Source organism: Nocardia yamanashiensis NBRC 100130, from assembly GCF_001613325.1.
GTDB lineage: Bacteria > Actinomycetota > Actinomycetes > Mycobacteriales > Mycobacteriaceae > Nocardia > Nocardia yamanashiensis.
Window position 1 is genome coordinate 66,465 of record NZ_BDCD01000040.1, and the last position, 17,223, is coordinate 83,687.

The window sequence follows — 17,223 nt, forward strand, 5'->3', positions numbered from 1 at the left end:
TCGAGGACAGGGAGATGTGAGATGACTACGCCTCCGTTGGAAGACCCGGGCAAGGAACTGATGAACTCGCTGCGCACGGCGGTGCTGGCCGCGGTCAAGGTCGGTGAGCTGATCTACCGGCGCCGTGAACTGATGTTGCGGCGTGAGCTGACCGGTGCCCGCTCGAACGCGCGCGAGATAGACAAGCGCATCAATGCCGAACGTCGGCTTGCCGGTGACCGATTGCGTTCGGCGCGCCCGACGATGCGGGCGCTGGCCTCGGTCACTCCCGACACTATCGCCAAGGTGTATCAGGATGCGGTGGCGTGGCGTGACCAGCTGCCCGAAGCCAAGGAAGTCGCCGAGTCCATCGAAACCTATATGAAGGGGTTCGGGCTGGATCCGGCGCAATTGCAGGCGGCGGGAAAGGAATTCGCGCGCCGGGTGGAGCCGACGATGCGGCCGGGCCTGGATCTGCGGGTGACCGATACCGATCGGGCGCGCGCGGCCGCGTCCGCGCCGGAGGTGGCCGCGCACATGGCGGCCGAACGCGAGCGGCTGGCTCCGGCGATGTTGCAGGGGTTCGAGGCGCAGGTGGGGCCGACGCGCCGCGCGGAGGTGCTGGCGCAGCTCGACCGGGTCGATGCGGTCGCGGCGCGCGCGGTGTACGAGCGGACGCAGGGTTTGACGGGTTCGGATGCGCTGACCCCGGCGATGCTCGCGGATTGGCGCGCCGCTGAAGCAACGCGATGGGCGGCCAATGCTCAGGCCGGGGATTTGGCGCTGTTCGCCGCGTTGGTGATCGACAGCGGCGCCGACAGCGACGGCGGCGATCCGGCCGACTCCCCGGCTTCGCAGATGACCGAATTGTGGATGGCGTGGCGGGCCCGCGAGAGCGAGGGGGTGCCGCACCCGGACTTCGCGCAGCTGTCGGGGTTGGCGTTCGCGGCGCAGCTCGATCGCGCGCATGAGTTCCTGGCCGATTTCGATCCGGACGGGTACGCCGAATGGCAGCGGATGCGCTCGATCGACCCGCGGCGCGCCGATGGGGCATTGGTGCGCCGCTATGAGCTCGAACAGGCAACGCAGTGGGCGGCGGAAGCGGGTGATGATCTGTGGAAGCACGGGTTCGCGCGCACGGCCGCGCAGCATCCCGACGAAGGTCTGAGCGAGGTCGCGCGACGGGTGTGGACGGCGGCGGGCAAACCTGAGCCGGCGTGGGATCCCGACTTCACCGGGCCGTCGCTGCAAGAGCGGTGGGCCGGGCAGACTCAGGCGGCAGCCCGTGTGCTGCAACAGGATCCGGACGTGTGGCGCGATTGGCAGGATTGGCATGCCGATCCGAACCGGCTGCCGGGGGAGACGGCGGCGCGGGATGCGGACATGGTCGCGGATTATCACGAAGCGATGGCCGATGCGTGGGCGAGCGAGGCGCGGGCGGCGGGCACTCTGGACGGGTCGGTCTCGACCGATACCCCGGATCGATTGATGGCCGCGTGGCGGTCGCACACCTCCGGTCAGCAGGACATCGGTGCCGAATCCGATGCCGAGCGCGCGACTCTGGACCGCGCGCAGAACTGGTTACAAACCCGCGATCCGATGGCGTTCATGGCGTATCAGGCGCATTTGGACGCGGTGCCTGAGTCCGATCGGGCCGGGGCGCGTGCGGAGCTGGTGCGCGACTACGAAACGCACGAAGCGCGCCGGTGGGCGGAAGCGATGGAGGTCGTGGGCCAAGTGCCGGAGGGGACGGCGGCGCAGGACCCTGATGACCTGATCGGTATGTGGCGCGCCTACACCGTGGCGCAAGCCGACCAGCAGGCGGCGGCTCGGCAATCGGCGGCTCCCGCCGATGTGGGTCAGAGCACCGGCGGCGGTGATCCGGCGCGGGGCCGCTCTGGTCCGGCCAAGGGCAGGGGATCGACCGGCCCGGCGGCCGCGCCGAAAGCGCCGACGTTGAAAGGTCTTGTGGGCGATCGGATTCCCGACTGGGTGTACAGCAAGCCTGGTTGGCGGCAGGGAGCGGAGAAGGCTTTCCGCGGGTTGGTCAGTGCCGGTGCTGATCCGCACTACCTCGCCGATGTGGTGGCGAGCCTGCGCCACGACGACGCGCGCAATCCGGTGGCGCTGACGATTTGGGCGATGCGCAAGGCGGTGGGATCGCGCGATGCGGACATGGTCGATCTCGACCTGAACGCGGCCGGGGACGACACGGTGAGTCAGATCCTGTCCGACGCTGAGCCGCAGCGCGGGCCGGGGGCCGGGATGGATCCGGCGGCGACGCGGGCGTGGAAGGTCGCCAAGCGTGCGTTCGGCACGGATCCGACCTCACCGGTGCAGCCTTCGGCGGGGACGACGCCGGGTTCGGCGGTGCCGCCGATGGGTGCGCCGAACCGTTCACACGACAAGGGCCGCTAGGCGCGGGAGAGGACGACGGGGATGGATGAGCAGCAGATCGACGCTGAGGTTGCCCGCCAGCTCAAGGCGCTGGTGGCCAAGATTGCGGCCGAGAAGCTAGCGGCGGCCCTGGATGCTGATCCGGAGCTCAAGCGCGCGATCGAGGAACGAGCGGAGCTGACCGCGCAATCCCAGCTTGCGCGGCTGGCGGCGGAGGCGGTGGCGCAGGTGGCGCCACCACCGTTCGATCACCTCGGCGACTGGGTCGAAAACTATCTGGCCTATGTGTATTGGCGCGATGTGGACGCGATCGGCGAGTCCGGCTGGCGGTGGTGCCCGGAGTGGGCGGAGCATCCGGAGGCCGTGGAGCGCCTCGGTCCGCTGTATCAGCGATGGCAGGAACAATCGGTCACGCCGGAGGGCATGTTGGCCTGGTGGGACGTCGCCGATCGCATGATGGGCAAGCTGATGGCCCCGAACGGCCCGTACAAGCGGTGCACGAAGGCCAAGCACTACGACGGCGAGGACGCCGGGAAGCTGACCTGTGCGCCCCCGCCGCAGCGGCTCTTGCAGGTCTGGACCGCGGCATGACCACATCGGGCGGAAGGTGGCGGGGACTGTCGAGCACCCGCCACGAGAATGTCGAGTGGTCATGAATCCTGTTTTGCCTCAACGTATTCCGAACCGCACCGAGGACCACCGGGCGGAACTGCTGCCGGCGGAGTTGCTGGAGCGGTTTCGGGTCGCTCTCGCTCGCTGGCCTGCGACTGCGGGCCCGGCGGGTGATATTGGCCAGGCGGCGCGGTGAGTCGAGTCCGGCAATCCTCCCCAGGGCACAGAGTGGACGTTTGTCTATGACGTGACGTGCCAATGTTCGCCGTGACGAAATTGATGGCACACCGCGAGTGTGCCACCGGGCGTAGCCGGGGGTCGGCGGTCGTAGTGTCGGTTTTTGCGCGCACCGATCACTGAAAACCGCTTGTCATCGTAGGAATTGGAGATCATGGTCATGTCCGATCGCGGCGGGAGTTCCGGGCCCGGCTCAGTCGGCCGGGAGGTGGGGGCGGGGGCGGTCTTGGCTGTCCGGGTCTTTTTCTTGTTGGTGCTGCCCGCGCTGGTACTGGCGGTCTCGTGGAGTCTGTATGTGACCGATTCGGCCCAGTCGTACCTGATCGCGCTGCATGGCGGCGGCCGCCGCAGCGACGTGCCGAACTCGATCGCGGGCACGGCGTCGGGGCTGGCGCGCGCGATCGTGACCACCATGGCGGGCCTGTGGTTCGTGGCGCTGGCCCACCGCAAGGCCGGTGCGCTGGTACCGCCCCGCTTCCCGATGCCGGCCGAAGGTGCGCGCGAGCGGTTCTATTGCACGGCGGGGCTTTTCGCCGCCGCACTGTGCGTGTCGATGACCGCGTTCAGCAACGATGCCCCACCGGTGCAGCCTGCGGGCATCGGCGCGGAGCCGCTGGCTAGGCACCTCGACAATGCGCGGGCTCTGCTGGCGGGAGTACTCGAGGAACCGTTCTATTCGGCGCTGCCAGTGCTGGCGCTCGCGGCGGTACCGTGGCGCTGGTGGAACGGAGCCCGGATGCCGTTGGCGGTGGGGACGGTGTTCGTGGTTTCGGCGCTGGCTCGGGGCACGATGCATCTGTATCAGAGCCTCTGGGCTGGGCTCGCGGCGTGCTTGTGGGGGCTGGCGGCGATATATGCCTATTACCGGTATCGGTCACTGTTGGGGCTGATCACGACGCATACGGCGTGGAACGCCGTGGCGGTCGCGCAATCGGGCGGCAATGACACGATGGCCCGCGTGCTGTTGGTCGGCGTCGCGGGGCTCGCGGTCGTGTTCTGCCTCTACACCACCCGAGTCCGCACGGCACCAGCCGCCAGTCCGTAAACGCTGGCACCAGGCAGCGGATCCGTGGCGGGTGCGCAGTCCTAGGCTGTCGACGTGGCCGATGACGAGATAGAGCGCCTTCGCGATCAAGTCTTTGCGGATCGGCTCCGCGAAATGCGTGAGGACCGAGCGGAGATCCTCGCCGAACTCGACACCGCTACGGGCGAGGGCCGCGGGTTCTGGGAAAGACAGCTCGAAGGCATCGACAACAAGATTGCTGCGCTCGCGGAGCGGCGGGCTGCGGTGATGCTCGAACGCAAGAAGAAGCAGTCGCCGCCACCGGGGCCTCCGGAGCAGGGCCGCCTGCTCTAGCGAAGCGATCCCGCCAGGACAGTGGCCCCGCACGCTGGGCCAATACAGCAACGGCCCGGACGCTGCGGAGACGGCGTCCGGGCCGTGCCGTGTACTGGCACCGCATGCGCTGCCCAGCACACTGCTGGGCACCGGAGGTCTTACAGCGCCGTCGGCGAGGGGAGTCTGAAGCCCTGCCGCCGGCGGCACGAGGGGGTGCATTCGCCTGCTCGGTGCCGCGCGCAGCGCGCCGCCTGGTGCCAGAACCCCCGTCGATGAGATTCGAAGTCTCACCGATACCGACAATCTTCACTGACCTACGCAATCAAGGTCATTCTGTGGGAACGGACAGGCACAGCCGGTCACTGGCTTGGCACGGCCGGTCGGTCGGGGCTCGCGCGAAGCACGATTCCGACAAGTCGTGTCGGAACCCGCTGTCGCACTGGATGTTTCGAGGTGGGGTACTGGGGTGGGGGGGTTCGGGATGAAAGTCTAGAGCTTGTTCTGTGCCTCGATGCAGGCGAGGATCTCTCGGGCCGACATCCCCGGTGTACGGACGGCCTCGATCAAGCCGATCACCGCGCGCACCACGTTTGCCGACGGGGCCGGGCGCACGGCTGCCTGTACTGCCGCAACCGGATCTTCGCCCGCGTCGAGGGCGGCGGTCACCAGCAGGACCAGCGTGCGCACCCCTGCGGCTGCCGGGCTCTCCATGGCCGGAAGACTAGCCCGCAGCGGAAATCGGGATCGGGTCCGCAGCACCGCTGGCCAGCTGGCTCGCGGCGACGAACTTCTGTTCACCGAACAGCTACGTGCGGCGAACACGGGTCCGGGCGCCGAATCACCGATCTCGGGTCGGAGACTGACTGGGTCCGCGGTTGCCCGGTGCTGGGCCTGGTCCAGAGGACTGCGAAGGACCTATGGCGTTGTGCGCTGATCCACCGAACGCGCGGCCCGCGATGCGGGCCGCGCGGTCTGCTGCGGATTCGGCTGTTCCCGGGGAGCTCTCGGGGTTTAGTGCCGGTTTTTCGGCTGCCAGATCGGTGAGGATCGCTTCTACGGTGGGGTCCGAGCTTTCCGGCTGGGTTCCGCGGGAGCCGGGCCGAGATGTGGTGAGCATCGGTGCGGCCTGGTGATCGATCATGTCGAGTCGAGCGGAGAACTCCGGCAGGACGTCGGCGCGGAGCACGCTGCCGTGGTCGATAGCGTCGCGGAGTTTGTGTTGGACGGCAAGGAAATCGGCTGCCTCCGGCCCGGCCCACGGTCGCTGGCGTTCGGTCTCGAGGGCGGCGCGGGTGGCCGGTGGTGATTCCCATTGCCCGCGGTCATCGAGGGCATTGAGGTAGCGGGGGCTGTCCTCGCCGCGCCGGAATACTGCGACCTGGTCGGTGAGCCGGTCGTTGTCGATCCGGTCGGCGAGGGCGGCGATACCTTCGTAGGACTGATCGGCATTGGCTTGCACGGTCAGTCGGCCACGGCCGCCGTCGGCGACCTGTTCGTAGTAGCGATTGAGGATGCCTTGGTTGCTCATCGCCTGCGACACCCCGAGAATCATTGCCTCGACCCGGAACCCGGCCTGGCGGTATTCGCGCATCGTGTCCGCGACGGCGTCGGCGTTCTGCGAGGTCTCCTGGATGACGGCGTTGATCTTGTTGTCGCGGGCGTATTGGTGAGCCTTGGCCATCCAGGCGCGGCCGTCGGCGCGGGTGTAGGCGGCCATCAATGTGTCGTCGCGCGCTAGCAGTTCGTCGTATTGCGGGTGGTAGGGCTTGTAGAGGTCGCTGTCGACGTCGACGAATCCGCCCCGGGTGTTGAGGATCTCGGCCAGCATCATGCTGACCCGGTTTTTGCCTGCGCCGGGCTGGCCGGTGAGAAACACGACGGTGGGCCGGTCGTGGGAGGCGCGTCCGCTGAGTAGCTGAGGGACGATGCGTTGCTGAAAGATCCGCTCGTTCTCGGTCTCGGAGAGCCGATATTGCTCGGCTTCGGAGCTGGTCATCGGCGTTGGGTTCGCAGCTGTTCGACCAGTGCCGTCATCTCCTGGCGGGTGCGCGCGATCTGAGCGTGGTCGGTCGGGTCGAGCTGTTCACGCTGCCGTGCGAGTTCGTGTTGCGCAGCGAGAATCTGCGAGATCGCGGCCGTGTCGGGCTCGGGCGCGGCTTCGTGATCGGCGATAAGCGCCGAATAGGCGCCCACCGCCTTGTTGATCGCTTCGACGGCCGCCTCGTATGCCACCGATTCTTCGCTGGACCATGTGAAACCGCGGACCTGGTTCAACACGGAGTCTTGATTGTTCGACACTGTTCACCCCTTCTTCGACAGTGGCGGAAACCTCAAATACGCAGTGCTACTGAGTGTTTCGCGCCTTCAACCTACCTTGCGAGATCATGGTATTTCGACTGGATTGTCGGCACTCTCACCAGCGAGTTCAGCGGCGAGCCGCGTCACGTCGGCGGCGAGATGCACGGATTTCGTTGTCCACCAGTTCATCCCGGGCTTGGGCGTAGATCTGGGTGGTTTCGGTTTTGGCGTGTCCGAGTCGGCGTCGGATGACTTCCAGGGATACGCCGGAGTCCATGAGCTCCATGGCGTGCGCGTGGCGTAGCTGGTGGATTTCGAGGTCGACGCCGGCGGCGGTGCGGTATTTGATCCACCGGTTCAGCACCGCGTTGTAGGAGATCGGTCCGCCGCCGCCGTTGATGGAGGGCCGGAACAGGGGGCCGTTGGTGTAGCCGGTGCGCTGAAGATAGAGGCGCAGCAAGGCGACGAAACCGCGGTCGTCGAGCAGTACGACGCGGGTCTTGTCGCCTTTGCCCTGCAAGGTGATGTGTTCGTTGTCGATGCGCAGATCGAGGTCTTCGACGTAGGCGCCGCAGACCTCGGCGGCGCGCGCTCCGCAGACGTAGGCGAGTTCGAAAAGGACGCGGTCGCGCAGGACGTCGATCGGCACGTCTTTGCGCGGCCGCCGCGCGCAGATGGTGTTGAGCAGCTTGTGCACCTGCTCGTAGGGCGCGGGCCGGGGCAGCCCCCTGGGTACGGTGACGGCCTCGGTCTTGTCGACCGGGTTGGCGTCCAGGAGTTCTTGCCGGACCGCCCACGCACAGAACGCTTTCACCGCGGAGCGGCGGCGGGAGCGGGTGGCGGCGGAGTTGTCGATGTTGTCCGACAGGTAGGCGCGCACGGGGGCGACGGTCAACGTGCTGATCTCGTCGTGGTGATGGCGGGCGAACATGATCAGGTCTCCGCGATACGCCTTGATGGTGTTGCGGGAGCGGCCCGCGTTGCGCAGATCGGTGAGAAAGTCGTCGATCGGCGTCACCAGTGGGTGGCCGGCGCCGAGTGCGTCGGTGAGGACGTCGCGGGTGTCGCGCAGGACCGAAACAGCCACTGCGGCCTCCTCGTTCGTCAAGGTTGGTGGATAACGGGGAATCGAGTTTTCGGGCGCTCACGACGTTGTCCGACGTCGCCGACGCCGATTCTACGGGAGTTGGTGGATAACGGGCGTTATTCACCAACTCGTCTCCGTGCCCCTCCTGCGGCCTCGAACGCCTCCGGGTAGGGGTGGTGCTACCCGAAAACGGCTGCGGGGCACACAGGGCTCCGTTCCGAACCGGCCTTCATCCCCCTCACCTGCCGCGCCGAGCGATTGTCGGCGGGGTGGGTGCGACCGAGCCAAATCCAGGAGTCTGAGCCGAGACCGCGACTCGGAAATGAACCGCATCAACCCGAAGGATGCCATTCCCCGCACCTCGCGCAGAAAGTCCGTAAAAAACTCGGACCGCGCGTGAGGGGTCGGTTGAGTTACTGTTTAACTAGGCCCCTTCAGCTACGATCGAGACCGCGATTCGGCTCACGGAACCGCTGGCACGGGAAGGGTGATCGAGATCGAGCAATCAATGCTCGAATGGATCGCGCGGTTTGCTCAAAGATCGGCTCTACCTGCACATATGGATAATCTTGCAGATGCCTGGATCACCCCTAGGATTAATTGCGTGAACATATCTGGCACCCGGTGCCGTGCCCCTCCGCCGGTCGACACTCGCTCTGTACAACTGAATCTGACAATTGAAAAGGACCAAGTCCATGCCTGATTACTGGCAAAACATCATCGGACTGCCCGACGCATTCGGGCTCGACGACTTCGCTTTCCGAATCGGAGAGAGAATTCTCTTTCAAATAGGGAAAGCTATCGTCATTCAACTCGCCAAGTGGGCGTGGAAGAAGACCCCGACAGGGCGCAACCGTCCTGATCCGGCCGCCCACGACGCCATACAGCCGCCGCATGGAGGTGACCGCTAGCCACCGGCGGCACGCCCAGCGGAACGGATGAGCGGCACGCCTCCTCATCCCCCGCTGTGGCGGCCCGCACCGACCGCCCGATCGGGTATTGATGTTCGGCGGCCGAGTCTGCGACTCAGATTCCGAACGCCCGAGTCGCGGCCGTCAGTGCGCGACTCGAGCGGGAGTTTTGACGACCAGTTCGACGAGCGCAGGGCTGGATGAAAAATCTAAATATGCTGTCCTGCAACATGTTTCGAGATCTGCACGTTTTCTGCGGCCATCTTCGACCATGGGTCGCCGTAGGGAAATGCACTATCCGCAGGTAACGTAGCCGTCGTCGGATCGCTTGCTCGCTCACCAGCTTTCGAGAGGTTCGGCCTTCGGTGCGGTTGCGTGCTTCTCTGCGGAGAGCCGGGGCCGTCCGCCCCTTGTGCCCGCGCGGCATCCGGGGCTCCTCCGGCCCGCGCGGGCCGGGGTGGCTGCGGGCGTCGCGTGAGCGTCACGCGGCGTGTGGGCCACAAGCTCATGACCGAAGTGAAAGGAAGGGCGCATGAGTGATGAAGCGCCATCACCGAATCAGCTGCCGGTACGGCAACGGAAGTACTTCCGGGTCGGGTGGGATTGCCTCCGCATGGCGGGGCAGATCCTCGGCCACGCCTACCGCGCGGTGTACCTCTACGGCGCACTGGATGCTGATCCCGGAAACGGGAACAGCCTGGTGGCCGAAGCGGTCACCAGGCTGATTCACCTGTTCACTGCCCTCTAGGCGCCAAACCGGATGAGGGAGTGAGGGTTCGCCAACGGCTCGGGGTTCCCGCCCCGGGTCGTTGGCACTCCGTGCGAAGTGCACAGTTTGTAGACTACGTACAGTACGTAGACTTCGTACAGTTGCGGGTCCAGTGTAACCGGCGGCCCGCGGAATCCCAGATTGCCGGATTCGGCATATCCCTCCTGCGCCGCTCGCTAACCTGCTGGTCGGGGCTTTTTCGCGCCACGAGCTAATCTCAGGCGGAGGACTCTGCCAGGGCTGCTCTCCCACCCGATGATGCCAGTTTCAGTGCACTGTATGAGCCCACTCGAACGCATCAGGGGAGGGGTGGAGGTACCCCGTAACCTGGTACGGGCCACACAGCACCGCCTCTCGATACCGATCCCGGCACTGACACACCGCACGGATTTCCCGCATCGTCGCCTTGATTCGTTGTATCTTCACCGGGTCGGGTAACCGGCAGTCTGACCCGCCGCACCGAGCCTCACCCCGCGGGTACGGATCCCCGACCGATCAGGGGTGAGGTCGCCCGCGCATCGCACGACTGCGCGCACAGCCCACGGGCAAATCTCTCAGCTCGGCGAGGGCTATCGGCTCCACAGGCGGCAGGCGCGTAACGAGAGGACGACACTCCAAAACACGATTTCATGCAGACCTGTTGCGGGTCTGCGTGTTCCGCTACCCGTTGTCGGGTCGCGAGTCGTTTCTGGATGGCCGAACATCGTTCGCACCCTGGCCGCGAAACCTATCCCCATGGGTGTAGGACCTTTCCGCATGGAAATGGCTCGCGACTCTCCTGTTGAGAGAGTTGATGTCGATGAAATCGAAAATGTCTGTCGGAACGGTCGTGCTGATAATCGCACTCCTTGTGTCGATCTCAGTGAATTGCGCTCTGGCCGAGATCATTTCGGCGATGAACCGCGGTCAGAGGTTGGCCGACTCCGTCGGAGGTGCCTTCAAGGACGCGTCCGGGCTTTTCGGCGTGCTCCTCGTCGTGGTCACCGTGGTGGTCGTACTGCTCACGACCGACTTCGATCGCAACAGGCCCAGCAGCTCGTAGAGCCGTGAGGTGGGGCTGAATTGCCGGCCCCACCTCACGATCTCTCGATATGGCCCATCGGTGTCGGTGCACGCATTTCGCACAGATCGCGGCGAGACAACTCGCCACATCGCCACGGGCGCACGGCGGCGGCATCTATTGACACGTCTAGAATCGCTCATATGTTCGAGAAGTGGCCGGAGCAGTTCACGCCGTCGATGCGGCGGCCCGTAGATCCGCCGCTCGCGGTCCTGGTCGATCTCGGGGTGGCCATTCCGACCGACGGCGTATTTCGCCGCGATCACCTCCCGATGCGCGTCAAGGCCGGTGGCCTGAACCTTTCGGGCCGGGTGTCGGGGCGGTTGCACGCCTGGGCGCGGGTGAACGATGGAAGCTGGCTCGGCCTTGTGTCACTGTCGGTCTCCACGGGCAACGATCACGGCCGCTTGGACATCACGCAGTGGTGTCCAGCTCGCGCGCTCGTTCTTCCCGGCGCCATCGGCTCACAGCAGCGATGAGCAGAGACTGCCTGTTTAGAGGGCGAGTTCGATTGCAACGCGAACCCAGCTGGCCAGTCCTGCGGCGATCATTTCCAGGGCGGCGGTCTCGGTAGGCGCGGCCGCACCGGTGATCACCACCAGGCCGCGGCCGTCGCGCTGGCGGTCGGCGACCTGCTGATACCAGCTGGATTCGAACGCGATGCTTCCGATGTGCAGAAGCTCGTCACCGGGGACGACGAGTTGCACGGTGCTGCGGCGGCCGTCGATCATCGCGCGCCATCCGGGTGTGGGCGCGCGGTCGAATTCGAGGTCGGTCATCGGCACCGCGCCCCGGGCCTGCACCGCCGATTCCAGCGCGTCACCGGAGATCAGCACGCCGTCTTCGGCGATCTGGGGGACACGGAAGCGCGTGAGCAGTATCAGCACCGGTTCGCCGGCCATGATGCCGGTGAGCACCTCCGCGTTGTCGATGTCGTCGGGGGCGGTACCGCCGGGACCGATCATGTAGTCAAGGCTGCGCACGGATTCGAGCGTATCGACGAAACCGGCTCGAGCGCTGCGATTTTGAGGTGTCGGGGCGCGTCGCGGCAGTGCGCGACTGTCCAGTTCGTGCCGGTGCGCGATATCGCCTACGTCGTTGAGAGCCCTGGCCCGATTCTGCCGCTGCCCTCGTGGATTGCCGAGCGTCTCGGCTAGGCGATGCGCTGTGGTCAGAGGTCGAATCGGACCGACAGAACCATTTTGATGAAGTCGAGCATTTCGGTGCTTACTGCGCCGTCGTAGGTTCCGGCCTCGAGCACCGACCGCACGCAGGGGATGAACCGGTGCACCGCGAGCACGCGGCCTTCGTCCCAGCCCACCGAGAAAATGCGCAGATCCGCGGGCATCTCGCGGGCGTCGACCACCGGCACTGCCAGTGCGACATCTCGGTGGCGCAGCAGGGCTTGCCCATCGACGATCACCACTGTCAGATAGCCGTCTCCGGCGGCGATGGTGTAGATATCGCCCTGGCGCAGTTCCCTACTCACAGGGGCATGCCCATGCCGATGCGCACCAAGTCGGCATCGCTGAATTTCGGCGGGTTCTGCTGTTCGTGGGCGGCGATACGCCGCAATTCCTTGTCCGCGAGCCGCTGAAGAACGGCCCGGTTGATCTCGGCACTGACGTTGCCGTCCGCACTTTCACGCAGGGCCTCGGCCGTCGCGTCCGGGAGGCTGATGTTCAGTTTCGCCATGCCACCACGGTAAAGCGTGTCGCTTTACCGTGGCAACTGTTACTCACTCCTCGATGCCGGCGACCTGCTTGGGCGGCCACGCCGAGCGGGCGTTGGCCAGCGGCGCGACCCGGAAGGCATCGGCGAAGGTGCTGATCAGGCTCCGTTCCATGGCTTCGGCGTCGTCGTCCGGGGAAGGGGCGGGGGAGTAGGTGATGAGCGTCGGATGGGTGATCATCCATTCATAGCGGGCGTATCCGCGGAATCCGCCGTTGCGGACACCTCGGCTGTACTTTCGGTGGTTCCGCAACCGGGCTCGAAGACCCTCACAGCCGGTGGCGGAGCCGATATAGAGGACTGATGAGCTTCCGCCGGGGTGCTCGAAGTGGTGACCAGGGGTGTGGAAGAGATAGACCCCGGCGCTGGTGGGGGCCATGTCGAGCCAGTCTTGCTCGTCGAAGTCGTGGCTGGTCTCAAACGCCGGCCATCCGGCGGGCAGCAGTACCAGCTGATTGAGTAGATAGGCACCAGCATCCCTGATCATCTCGGGGCGTCCTCTCGATCTCCTGGCCTCTACCAGCCAGATTGCACATTCGGCTAGGAGACAGATTAATCTGCCCCCTTCCGCTGCGAGAGGACACAGCTTAATCTGGCCCCTAGAGTTTCGACGCGGTCCCGGAGTGCCCGCGGGGGACCTACTCTGTTAACGAAATCGTGTTCGGTGGAGCAGGACGATTGCGGGAAGGATGTCGTGATGGCAACCGGCGCTGGCGATTCCGGCCGCGAGCTCGCAGCAGGCACGCCGTCGCACGTGGTCGATGAGGCATGGAACGTCGCACCCTCAAGCAACCTCGGCGACCACCTGTCACGGTTGGCGCGTGAGTCTCGTACGCCACTGACCGCGGAGGATCTGCCCGCCGACACTCGGCCGCCGATGATCACGCACAAGTTGAGCGACCTCGGACCCGCACCGGAGAATTTCAGGCTCCATGATGTGTTCGATTCGTTGCCCACCTCGCCGGTTGACCGGATTCGCGCGACGCTCGATCTGATCGAGCGGCACACCCGGCACTCTCCGGGCGAGGATCAGCGTTTCGCCCACCTCGCGGCCCTGAGCGAGTTGCGCCGCGTCGTCGCGCCGGCGGTGACGAGTCTGGAGAACCGTTTGGCGGCCGACGCTTTCGCGCACGGCGCCACCATGGAGGATCTCGCGAACGCGGCCGGGATGAGCGGTCAAGGTGCGCGCGACCGATGGGCGGATCTGGCCGGGAGTCACTACGTGGTCGTGATCTCGCGCCGCGACCGGCAGCACGAGACCCGCGACGGCGACCCGCGCGAACGCGTCGGCGAGATCGGCGGACCCGATCAGTACGACGCGGACCGGGGCGTGTGGCGGGTCGGGGCGAGTGTGCGCGCAACCGCGCGGCACGCGGTGATCGCGGTCGATGGCAGCGTGCGGCGCGTGTACGAAATCGACCCCGACGGGTGGGAACCCAATCCGGACAACCCGCGGGAATGGCGATTCCGCGCGGTCGGCGACCGGGCGTTGGCACCGGAGGTCGTCGCCGAACTCCATGCGGCATGGGAACTGCCTTACGCAATCGGGTCAAGCTGTCCTACCCGCCCCGGCGGGGCATACAGGCCCGAACGCTTCTGGCCGCAACGCCAGCGCACCGAGACGAGCTCAATGCGCTCGGACACCGTGCCGCCCGAGAAGACCGACGTTCCCACGATAGGAGAGCAGGCATGATCACTCACCGCGAGCAGGCCGAGCGGCACGCCATCGCCCATCTTCTCGAGGTCGCGAACTCCGAAGCCAGCGCGGCCGCCGTGGATTTGAGCACCTGGTGCGGCACCGGCGAGTACACGACTGAATCGGCCCGCGACGCGGCCGGGCTGCGCGCGCTGGCCGGGCTGGAGGCGGTGATCGGCGATCTGACTACGGTCTTCGAGCGTCTGGCCGGTGCTGTCGCCGATATCGGCGACCCGCAACACAACACTCCCTAGCCGACTAACAGCAGCTCCCTAGTGGAACTGCATCACCGTGAACTCGACTGCGGTCCCGGCGATCCGGGCGGCCTGGCGCACCTGCGGTAACGCGCAGTCGTCGGCGGCGAGTCGGGACAAGGCGGGCTGTAGGGCCGCGGTCAAGCGCAGGATCTCAGTCACGCACCCCGACAGGTTCGGGCCAAAGAACATCAGATGTGGATCGGCGAGTTGATTCGCGATCTGCTGACGGTCGAACTTGTACCGCGAGTGGAGTTCTGGGCCGATGACGTCGATGATCCGCCGGGAGATATGCGCGCATTTCTCGGCGACCGGCAGGCATTCGAGTGGGCGCGGTACGAACTCGCGATCGAGGACCGTGCACGCGAATCCGATGGCAGCGAATCCGCGGAAGCACTGCGCGAGTTGTAGGACGGCGGGACGGTCGGCGGGCATCGCCTCGAGCCTGGCGGCGGCCTCGGCGAGCATGGCGACCAGCGCGCCGGCATCGGAGCGAAATCCTGGCGGTTCGTGTTCCGCGACGTCCAATCCACTGAGCACACCGGCGAGCCTAGAGCCGGGCGCCCGGGACGCTGAGATGCGACACCAACCGCGAGTTGGATTGATCGGCAATCAGCACGGCGTTGCCGCGGGCATCTTTGAGGACCTCGAGCACGCGCAGCAACCCTATTCGGCCGCCTCGAGTTACCCCCGGCGTTTGGCGCTGGCACCGGGGGTAACTCGAGGGCTCGAGTTTGTCGGTGTCGCATGCGATTGTTGGTGGTTACGAGCGGCTTTGGAGGAGGGATCGGTGGAGGCGGTGCGGCTGACCGGTGTCGATCTGGCGCGGCTGCGGGTCGATGGTCCTGCGGCGCTCGAGGGCGCGATGCGGGATCCGTTCCGGCTTTTTCTGGCGGGGGAAGGTTTCGCGGCGGCGACACAGACGACGTACGCCAAGCGGGCGCGGGGATTCCTGAAGTGGCTGATTCATGCCGATTCGCATCCGGATGCGTTGACCGATTCCGCGGCGCGCGATGACGCGGTGTTGGAGTATCTCTCGACGACGAGCGTGCCTACTCGCAAGGTGACTTTGGCCGCGGTGCGGGCGTTGTACGACTGGCTCGGGTTGGGGCCGGTGTGCGTGGATCCGGTGGCGGTGGAGCGGGTGCGGCCGCCGACATTGTCCGTCGATGAGCAGTCGCGGGTGTTGGATGCGGCGGCGGCTCGCTCGGCGCGTGACTATGCGCTGATGGTGTCGTGGCTCGATGTGGGGCCGCGCCCGTCGGAGGTTCGGCGACTCGATATCGGGGATGCGGAGTTGTCCGCGCGCGGTGGCCGGCTGCGGCTGACTCGTACCGATGGACAGCAACGGTGGGTGGAACTGACGCAGGCGAGTACGTGGGTGCTGTTGGGGTGGCGGACCGCCCGCGCGACGCTGCTCGGGGCGCGGCGGGCGAAGTCGGGGCCGTTGTTCATCAGCTTGACCCGACATGGCCGGATTCAGGCCGATCAGAGTCTCGAATACATCGTCGGCGAGATCGGCCGTGATGCCGGTATCGACACCCTGACACCGTGGACGCTGCGTGCCACGGTCAAGACGCGCTTGTATGCCGACGGTCTTTCGGCGTCGGAGGTGGCGGCGCGGATGGGCCAGAGCTATACCGACTCCCCGCAGGTGCGTGCCCTGTACACGCACGCTGGTAGCCCTGCCCCTGTCCTGCGTCGGGCAGCCACGTCGGGGCAGTTGAGCTTCGACCTCGAAGTTTGACCGGCCTCTTACCGCTGTCGGTCGTCTCGGTCGTCCCGATCGCGTTCGGGCGTCTGGGGCGGCTGGCGGTGTGGGCCGCTGTCGCGGTCCCGATCGCGGGTCGGCCCGGTGCCGTGGTCGGTCTGCGTTCCTGCGGTGTCGTCGTGCTCGTACGGGTCCTGGGTCGCAGTCGGATCGGTGTCCGCTGTGACCGGCGTGGTGGTGCGGCGCATCCACCCGAATCGGGTGGGGTCGACTCCCTCGCGCGCGGGGGCGCGGTCGTCGCCGGTGCGGCGGCCGTGTGAGGGGATATCGCCCTCAGGCATCTCGAAATCGGGTGCGTCGCTGGGTTCGCCGAACGCGGTCCGCGAAACGTGCGCGGCGCCGTCGGCGCGGCGCGCTGGCGCGGCTCCGGTGGTGCTCTGTGCGCCGACCGATTCGAACTGTCGCTGAATCTGGGTGAGTTCGCCGGCCGAGAGTGCCGCGAGCTGGCGCGCGCGGGCGACTTCGCCCGCGGTGAACGCGGCGCGGGAGATGGCATCGACGGTGCGGCCGATCTGGTGCAGTACCGCGAGGTTCGCGAGCGCGGGATTGGCGTGCTGACGGGAGGCGAGCAGGATCACCGCCCATCCGCTCGCGCTGTTGCGGCGCTGCCACTGCGGCAACGGTGCGTCTTGATGCGCGGGTGTCTGCGCGTACATGCTCAGGGTTCGCGCGGCACGGGCCATGATTCCCGGCTTGGGCTCGTAGGCCAGCGACCACGCCGACAGGACTCCGGCGGCCTGGCGGGCAGCAGCGGTGAACGCCACGGTGTCGTGTGCGGGAATCGAGCTGAACGTGTTGGCCCACCGTTCGAGTTCGCCGATGGCGGCGTTGATGTCGCGGCGGGATGGGGGTGTGATGCGTCGGATTGCGTCGGGCAGGGTCTGCGGGCGCTGGGGGATCGCGTTCTCGTCACCGGCGAGGTAGCGGGCCAACGCGTTTTCCGCGTCCTCCCATTCCTGCTCGGCGGCGGCGCGCTCCTCGGCGTTGTCGTCCCACTGGCCGCGCAGGCGCGGCAGGGTGAGGTCACTGGCGATAGACCCGCCGCCGGGCATGATCGGCGGGCGTCGGCGGCCGCTGCTGCC

At 66.6% G+C, this 17,223-nt stretch carries 20 protein-coding genes and 1 pseudogene; 11 read left to right on the plus strand and 10 right to left on the minus strand.

Translation table 11 applies throughout. The annotated features are described in order from the left end of the window. The first annotated feature begins 21 nt into the window (after positions 1-21). From NY1_RS36365 to NY1_RS36380, 4 genes are all read left to right on the plus strand, one after another. Positions 22-2,397, plus strand: coding sequence for a hypothetical protein (locus NY1_RS36365; RefSeq protein ID WP_157762700.1), 2,376 nt, complete (start codon positions 22-24; stop codon positions 2,395-2,397). Positions 2,398-2,418: 21 nt separating this feature from the next. After that, a complete protein-coding gene (locus NY1_RS36370; RefSeq protein ID WP_067721719.1) occupies positions 2,419-2,967 on the plus strand; it encodes a DUF4913 domain-containing protein in 549 nt (182 codons plus the stop codon). A gap of 412 nt (positions 2,968-3,379) precedes the next feature. Beyond that, on the plus strand, positions 3,380-4,270 hold the full coding sequence (locus tag NY1_RS36375) for a CPBP family intramembrane glutamic endopeptidase (protein ID WP_233434641.1): 891 nt from the start codon (positions 3,380-3,382) through the stop codon (positions 4,268-4,270). 54 nt (positions 4,271-4,324) lie between these two features. After that, entirely contained in the window at positions 4,325-4,582 is a 258-nt protein-coding gene (locus NY1_RS36380; RefSeq protein WP_067721721.1) for a hypothetical protein, read from the plus strand. A gap of 471 nt (positions 4,583-5,053) precedes the next feature. Here NY1_RS36380 and NY1_RS36385 read toward each other — a convergent pair whose 3' ends face one another. From NY1_RS36385 to NY1_RS36400, 4 genes are all read right to left on the minus strand, one after another. Further along, positions 5,054-5,275 carry a hypothetical protein gene (locus NY1_RS36385; protein ID WP_067721722.1) on the minus strand — a complete coding sequence of 74 codons (222 nt, stop codon included), beginning with the start codon at positions 5,273-5,275 and terminating at the stop codon, positions 5,054-5,056. A 127-nt stretch (positions 5,276-5,402) separates the two neighbouring features. Continuing rightward, complete coding sequence (locus NY1_RS36390; protein WP_067721723.1) at positions 5,403-6,560, minus strand: zeta toxin family protein; 1,158 nt, start codon at positions 6,558-6,560, stop codon at positions 5,403-5,405. Then, a complete protein-coding gene (locus NY1_RS36395; protein ID WP_218028532.1) occupies positions 6,557-6,796 on the minus strand; it encodes a hypothetical protein in 240 nt (79 codons plus the stop codon). Before NY1_RS36395 ends, NY1_RS36390 begins: the two co-directional genes overlap by 4 nt. Before the next feature lie 193 nt (positions 6,797-6,989). Then, positions 6,990-7,949 carry a tyrosine-type recombinase/integrase gene (locus NY1_RS36400; RefSeq protein WP_233434636.1) on the minus strand — a complete coding sequence of 320 codons (960 nt, stop codon included), beginning with the start codon at positions 7,947-7,949 and terminating at the stop codon, positions 6,990-6,992. 695 nt (positions 7,950-8,644) lie between these two features. Here NY1_RS36400 and NY1_RS43400 point away from each other — a divergent pair. The 4 genes from NY1_RS43400 (at position 8,645) to NY1_RS36410 (ending at position 11,168) form a co-directional block, all read left to right on the plus strand. Beyond that, on the plus strand, positions 8,645-8,860 hold the full coding sequence (locus tag NY1_RS43400) for a hypothetical protein (protein ID WP_157762701.1): 216 nt from the start codon (positions 8,645-8,647) through the stop codon (positions 8,858-8,860). Positions 8,861-9,392: 532 nt separating this feature from the next. After that, positions 9,393-9,608, plus strand: coding sequence for a hypothetical protein (locus NY1_RS43405; RefSeq protein WP_157762702.1), 216 nt, complete (start codon positions 9,393-9,395; stop codon positions 9,606-9,608). Between the two features lie 820 nt (positions 9,609-10,428). After that, positions 10,429-10,671 carry a hypothetical protein gene (locus NY1_RS36405; RefSeq protein ID WP_157762703.1) on the plus strand — a complete coding sequence of 81 codons (243 nt, stop codon included), beginning with the start codon at positions 10,429-10,431 and terminating at the stop codon, positions 10,669-10,671. A 161-nt stretch (positions 10,672-10,832) separates the two neighbouring features. Next, the gene (locus tag NY1_RS36410) at positions 10,833-11,168 is read left to right on the plus strand and encodes a hypothetical protein (protein ID WP_233434637.1); all 336 of its coding nucleotides are present in this window, start codon (positions 10,833-10,835) and stop codon (positions 11,166-11,168) included. A gap of 15 nt (positions 11,169-11,183) precedes the next feature. On the opposite strand, the gene NY1_RS36415 is transcribed toward NY1_RS36410, so the two are convergent. The 4 genes from NY1_RS36415 to NY1_RS36430 all read right to left on the minus strand — a co-directional run bounded on the left by NY1_RS36415 (position 11,184) and on the right by NY1_RS36430 (position 12,907). Beyond that, positions 11,184-11,672, minus strand: a complete 489-nt coding sequence (locus tag NY1_RS36415; RefSeq protein ID WP_157762704.1) for a hypothetical protein — start codon at positions 11,670-11,672, stop codon at positions 11,184-11,186. Positions 11,673-11,860: 188 nt separating this feature from the next. Further along, entirely contained in the window at positions 11,861-12,178 is a 318-nt protein-coding gene (locus NY1_RS36420; RefSeq protein WP_067721727.1) for a hypothetical protein, read from the minus strand. Next, on the minus strand, positions 12,175-12,384 hold the full coding sequence (locus tag NY1_RS36425) for a hypothetical protein (protein WP_067721728.1): 210 nt from the start codon (positions 12,382-12,384) through the stop codon (positions 12,175-12,177). The genes NY1_RS36420 and NY1_RS36425 overlap by 4 nt, the downstream gene beginning before the upstream one ends. A gap of 43 nt (positions 12,385-12,427) precedes the next feature. Then, positions 12,428-12,907 (minus strand): hypothetical protein, encoded by a 480-nt coding sequence (locus NY1_RS36430; protein ID WP_067721729.1) that lies wholly within the window; start codon positions 12,905-12,907, stop codon positions 12,428-12,430. A gap of 177 nt (positions 12,908-13,084) precedes the next feature. Between NY1_RS36430 and NY1_RS36435 the strand changes: the two genes are divergently transcribed. Continuing rightward, positions 13,085-14,113: a hypothetical protein gene (locus NY1_RS36435; RefSeq protein ID WP_157762705.1), complete on the plus strand. Its 1,029-nt coding sequence runs from the start codon at positions 13,085-13,087 to the stop codon at positions 14,111-14,113. Further along, the gene (locus tag NY1_RS36440; RefSeq protein WP_067721731.1) at positions 14,110-14,370 is read left to right on the plus strand and encodes a hypothetical protein; all 261 of its coding nucleotides are present in this window, start codon (positions 14,110-14,112) and stop codon (positions 14,368-14,370) included. The genes NY1_RS36435 and NY1_RS36440 overlap by 4 nt, the downstream gene beginning before the upstream one ends. A gap of 18 nt (positions 14,371-14,388) precedes the next feature. On the opposite strand, the gene NY1_RS43910 is transcribed toward NY1_RS36440, so the two are convergent. Continuing rightward, positions 14,389-14,910, minus strand: a complete 522-nt coding sequence (locus NY1_RS43910) for a hypothetical protein (RefSeq protein WP_169815456.1) — start codon at positions 14,908-14,910, stop codon at positions 14,389-14,391. Positions 14,911-15,160: 250 nt separating this feature from the next. Here NY1_RS43910 and NY1_RS43915 point away from each other — a divergent pair, with 250 nt between their 5' ends. Beyond that, positions 15,161-16,117 carry a tyrosine-type recombinase/integrase gene (locus NY1_RS43915; protein ID WP_169815457.1) on the plus strand — a complete coding sequence of 319 codons (957 nt, stop codon included), beginning with the start codon at positions 15,161-15,163 and terminating at the stop codon, positions 16,115-16,117. 8 nt (positions 16,118-16,125) lie between these two features. On the opposite strand, the pseudogene NY1_RS43920 reads toward NY1_RS43915, so the two are convergent. Further along, positions 16,126-17,223 (minus strand): annotated as a pseudogene (locus tag NY1_RS43920) (hypothetical protein); the annotation flags it as partial.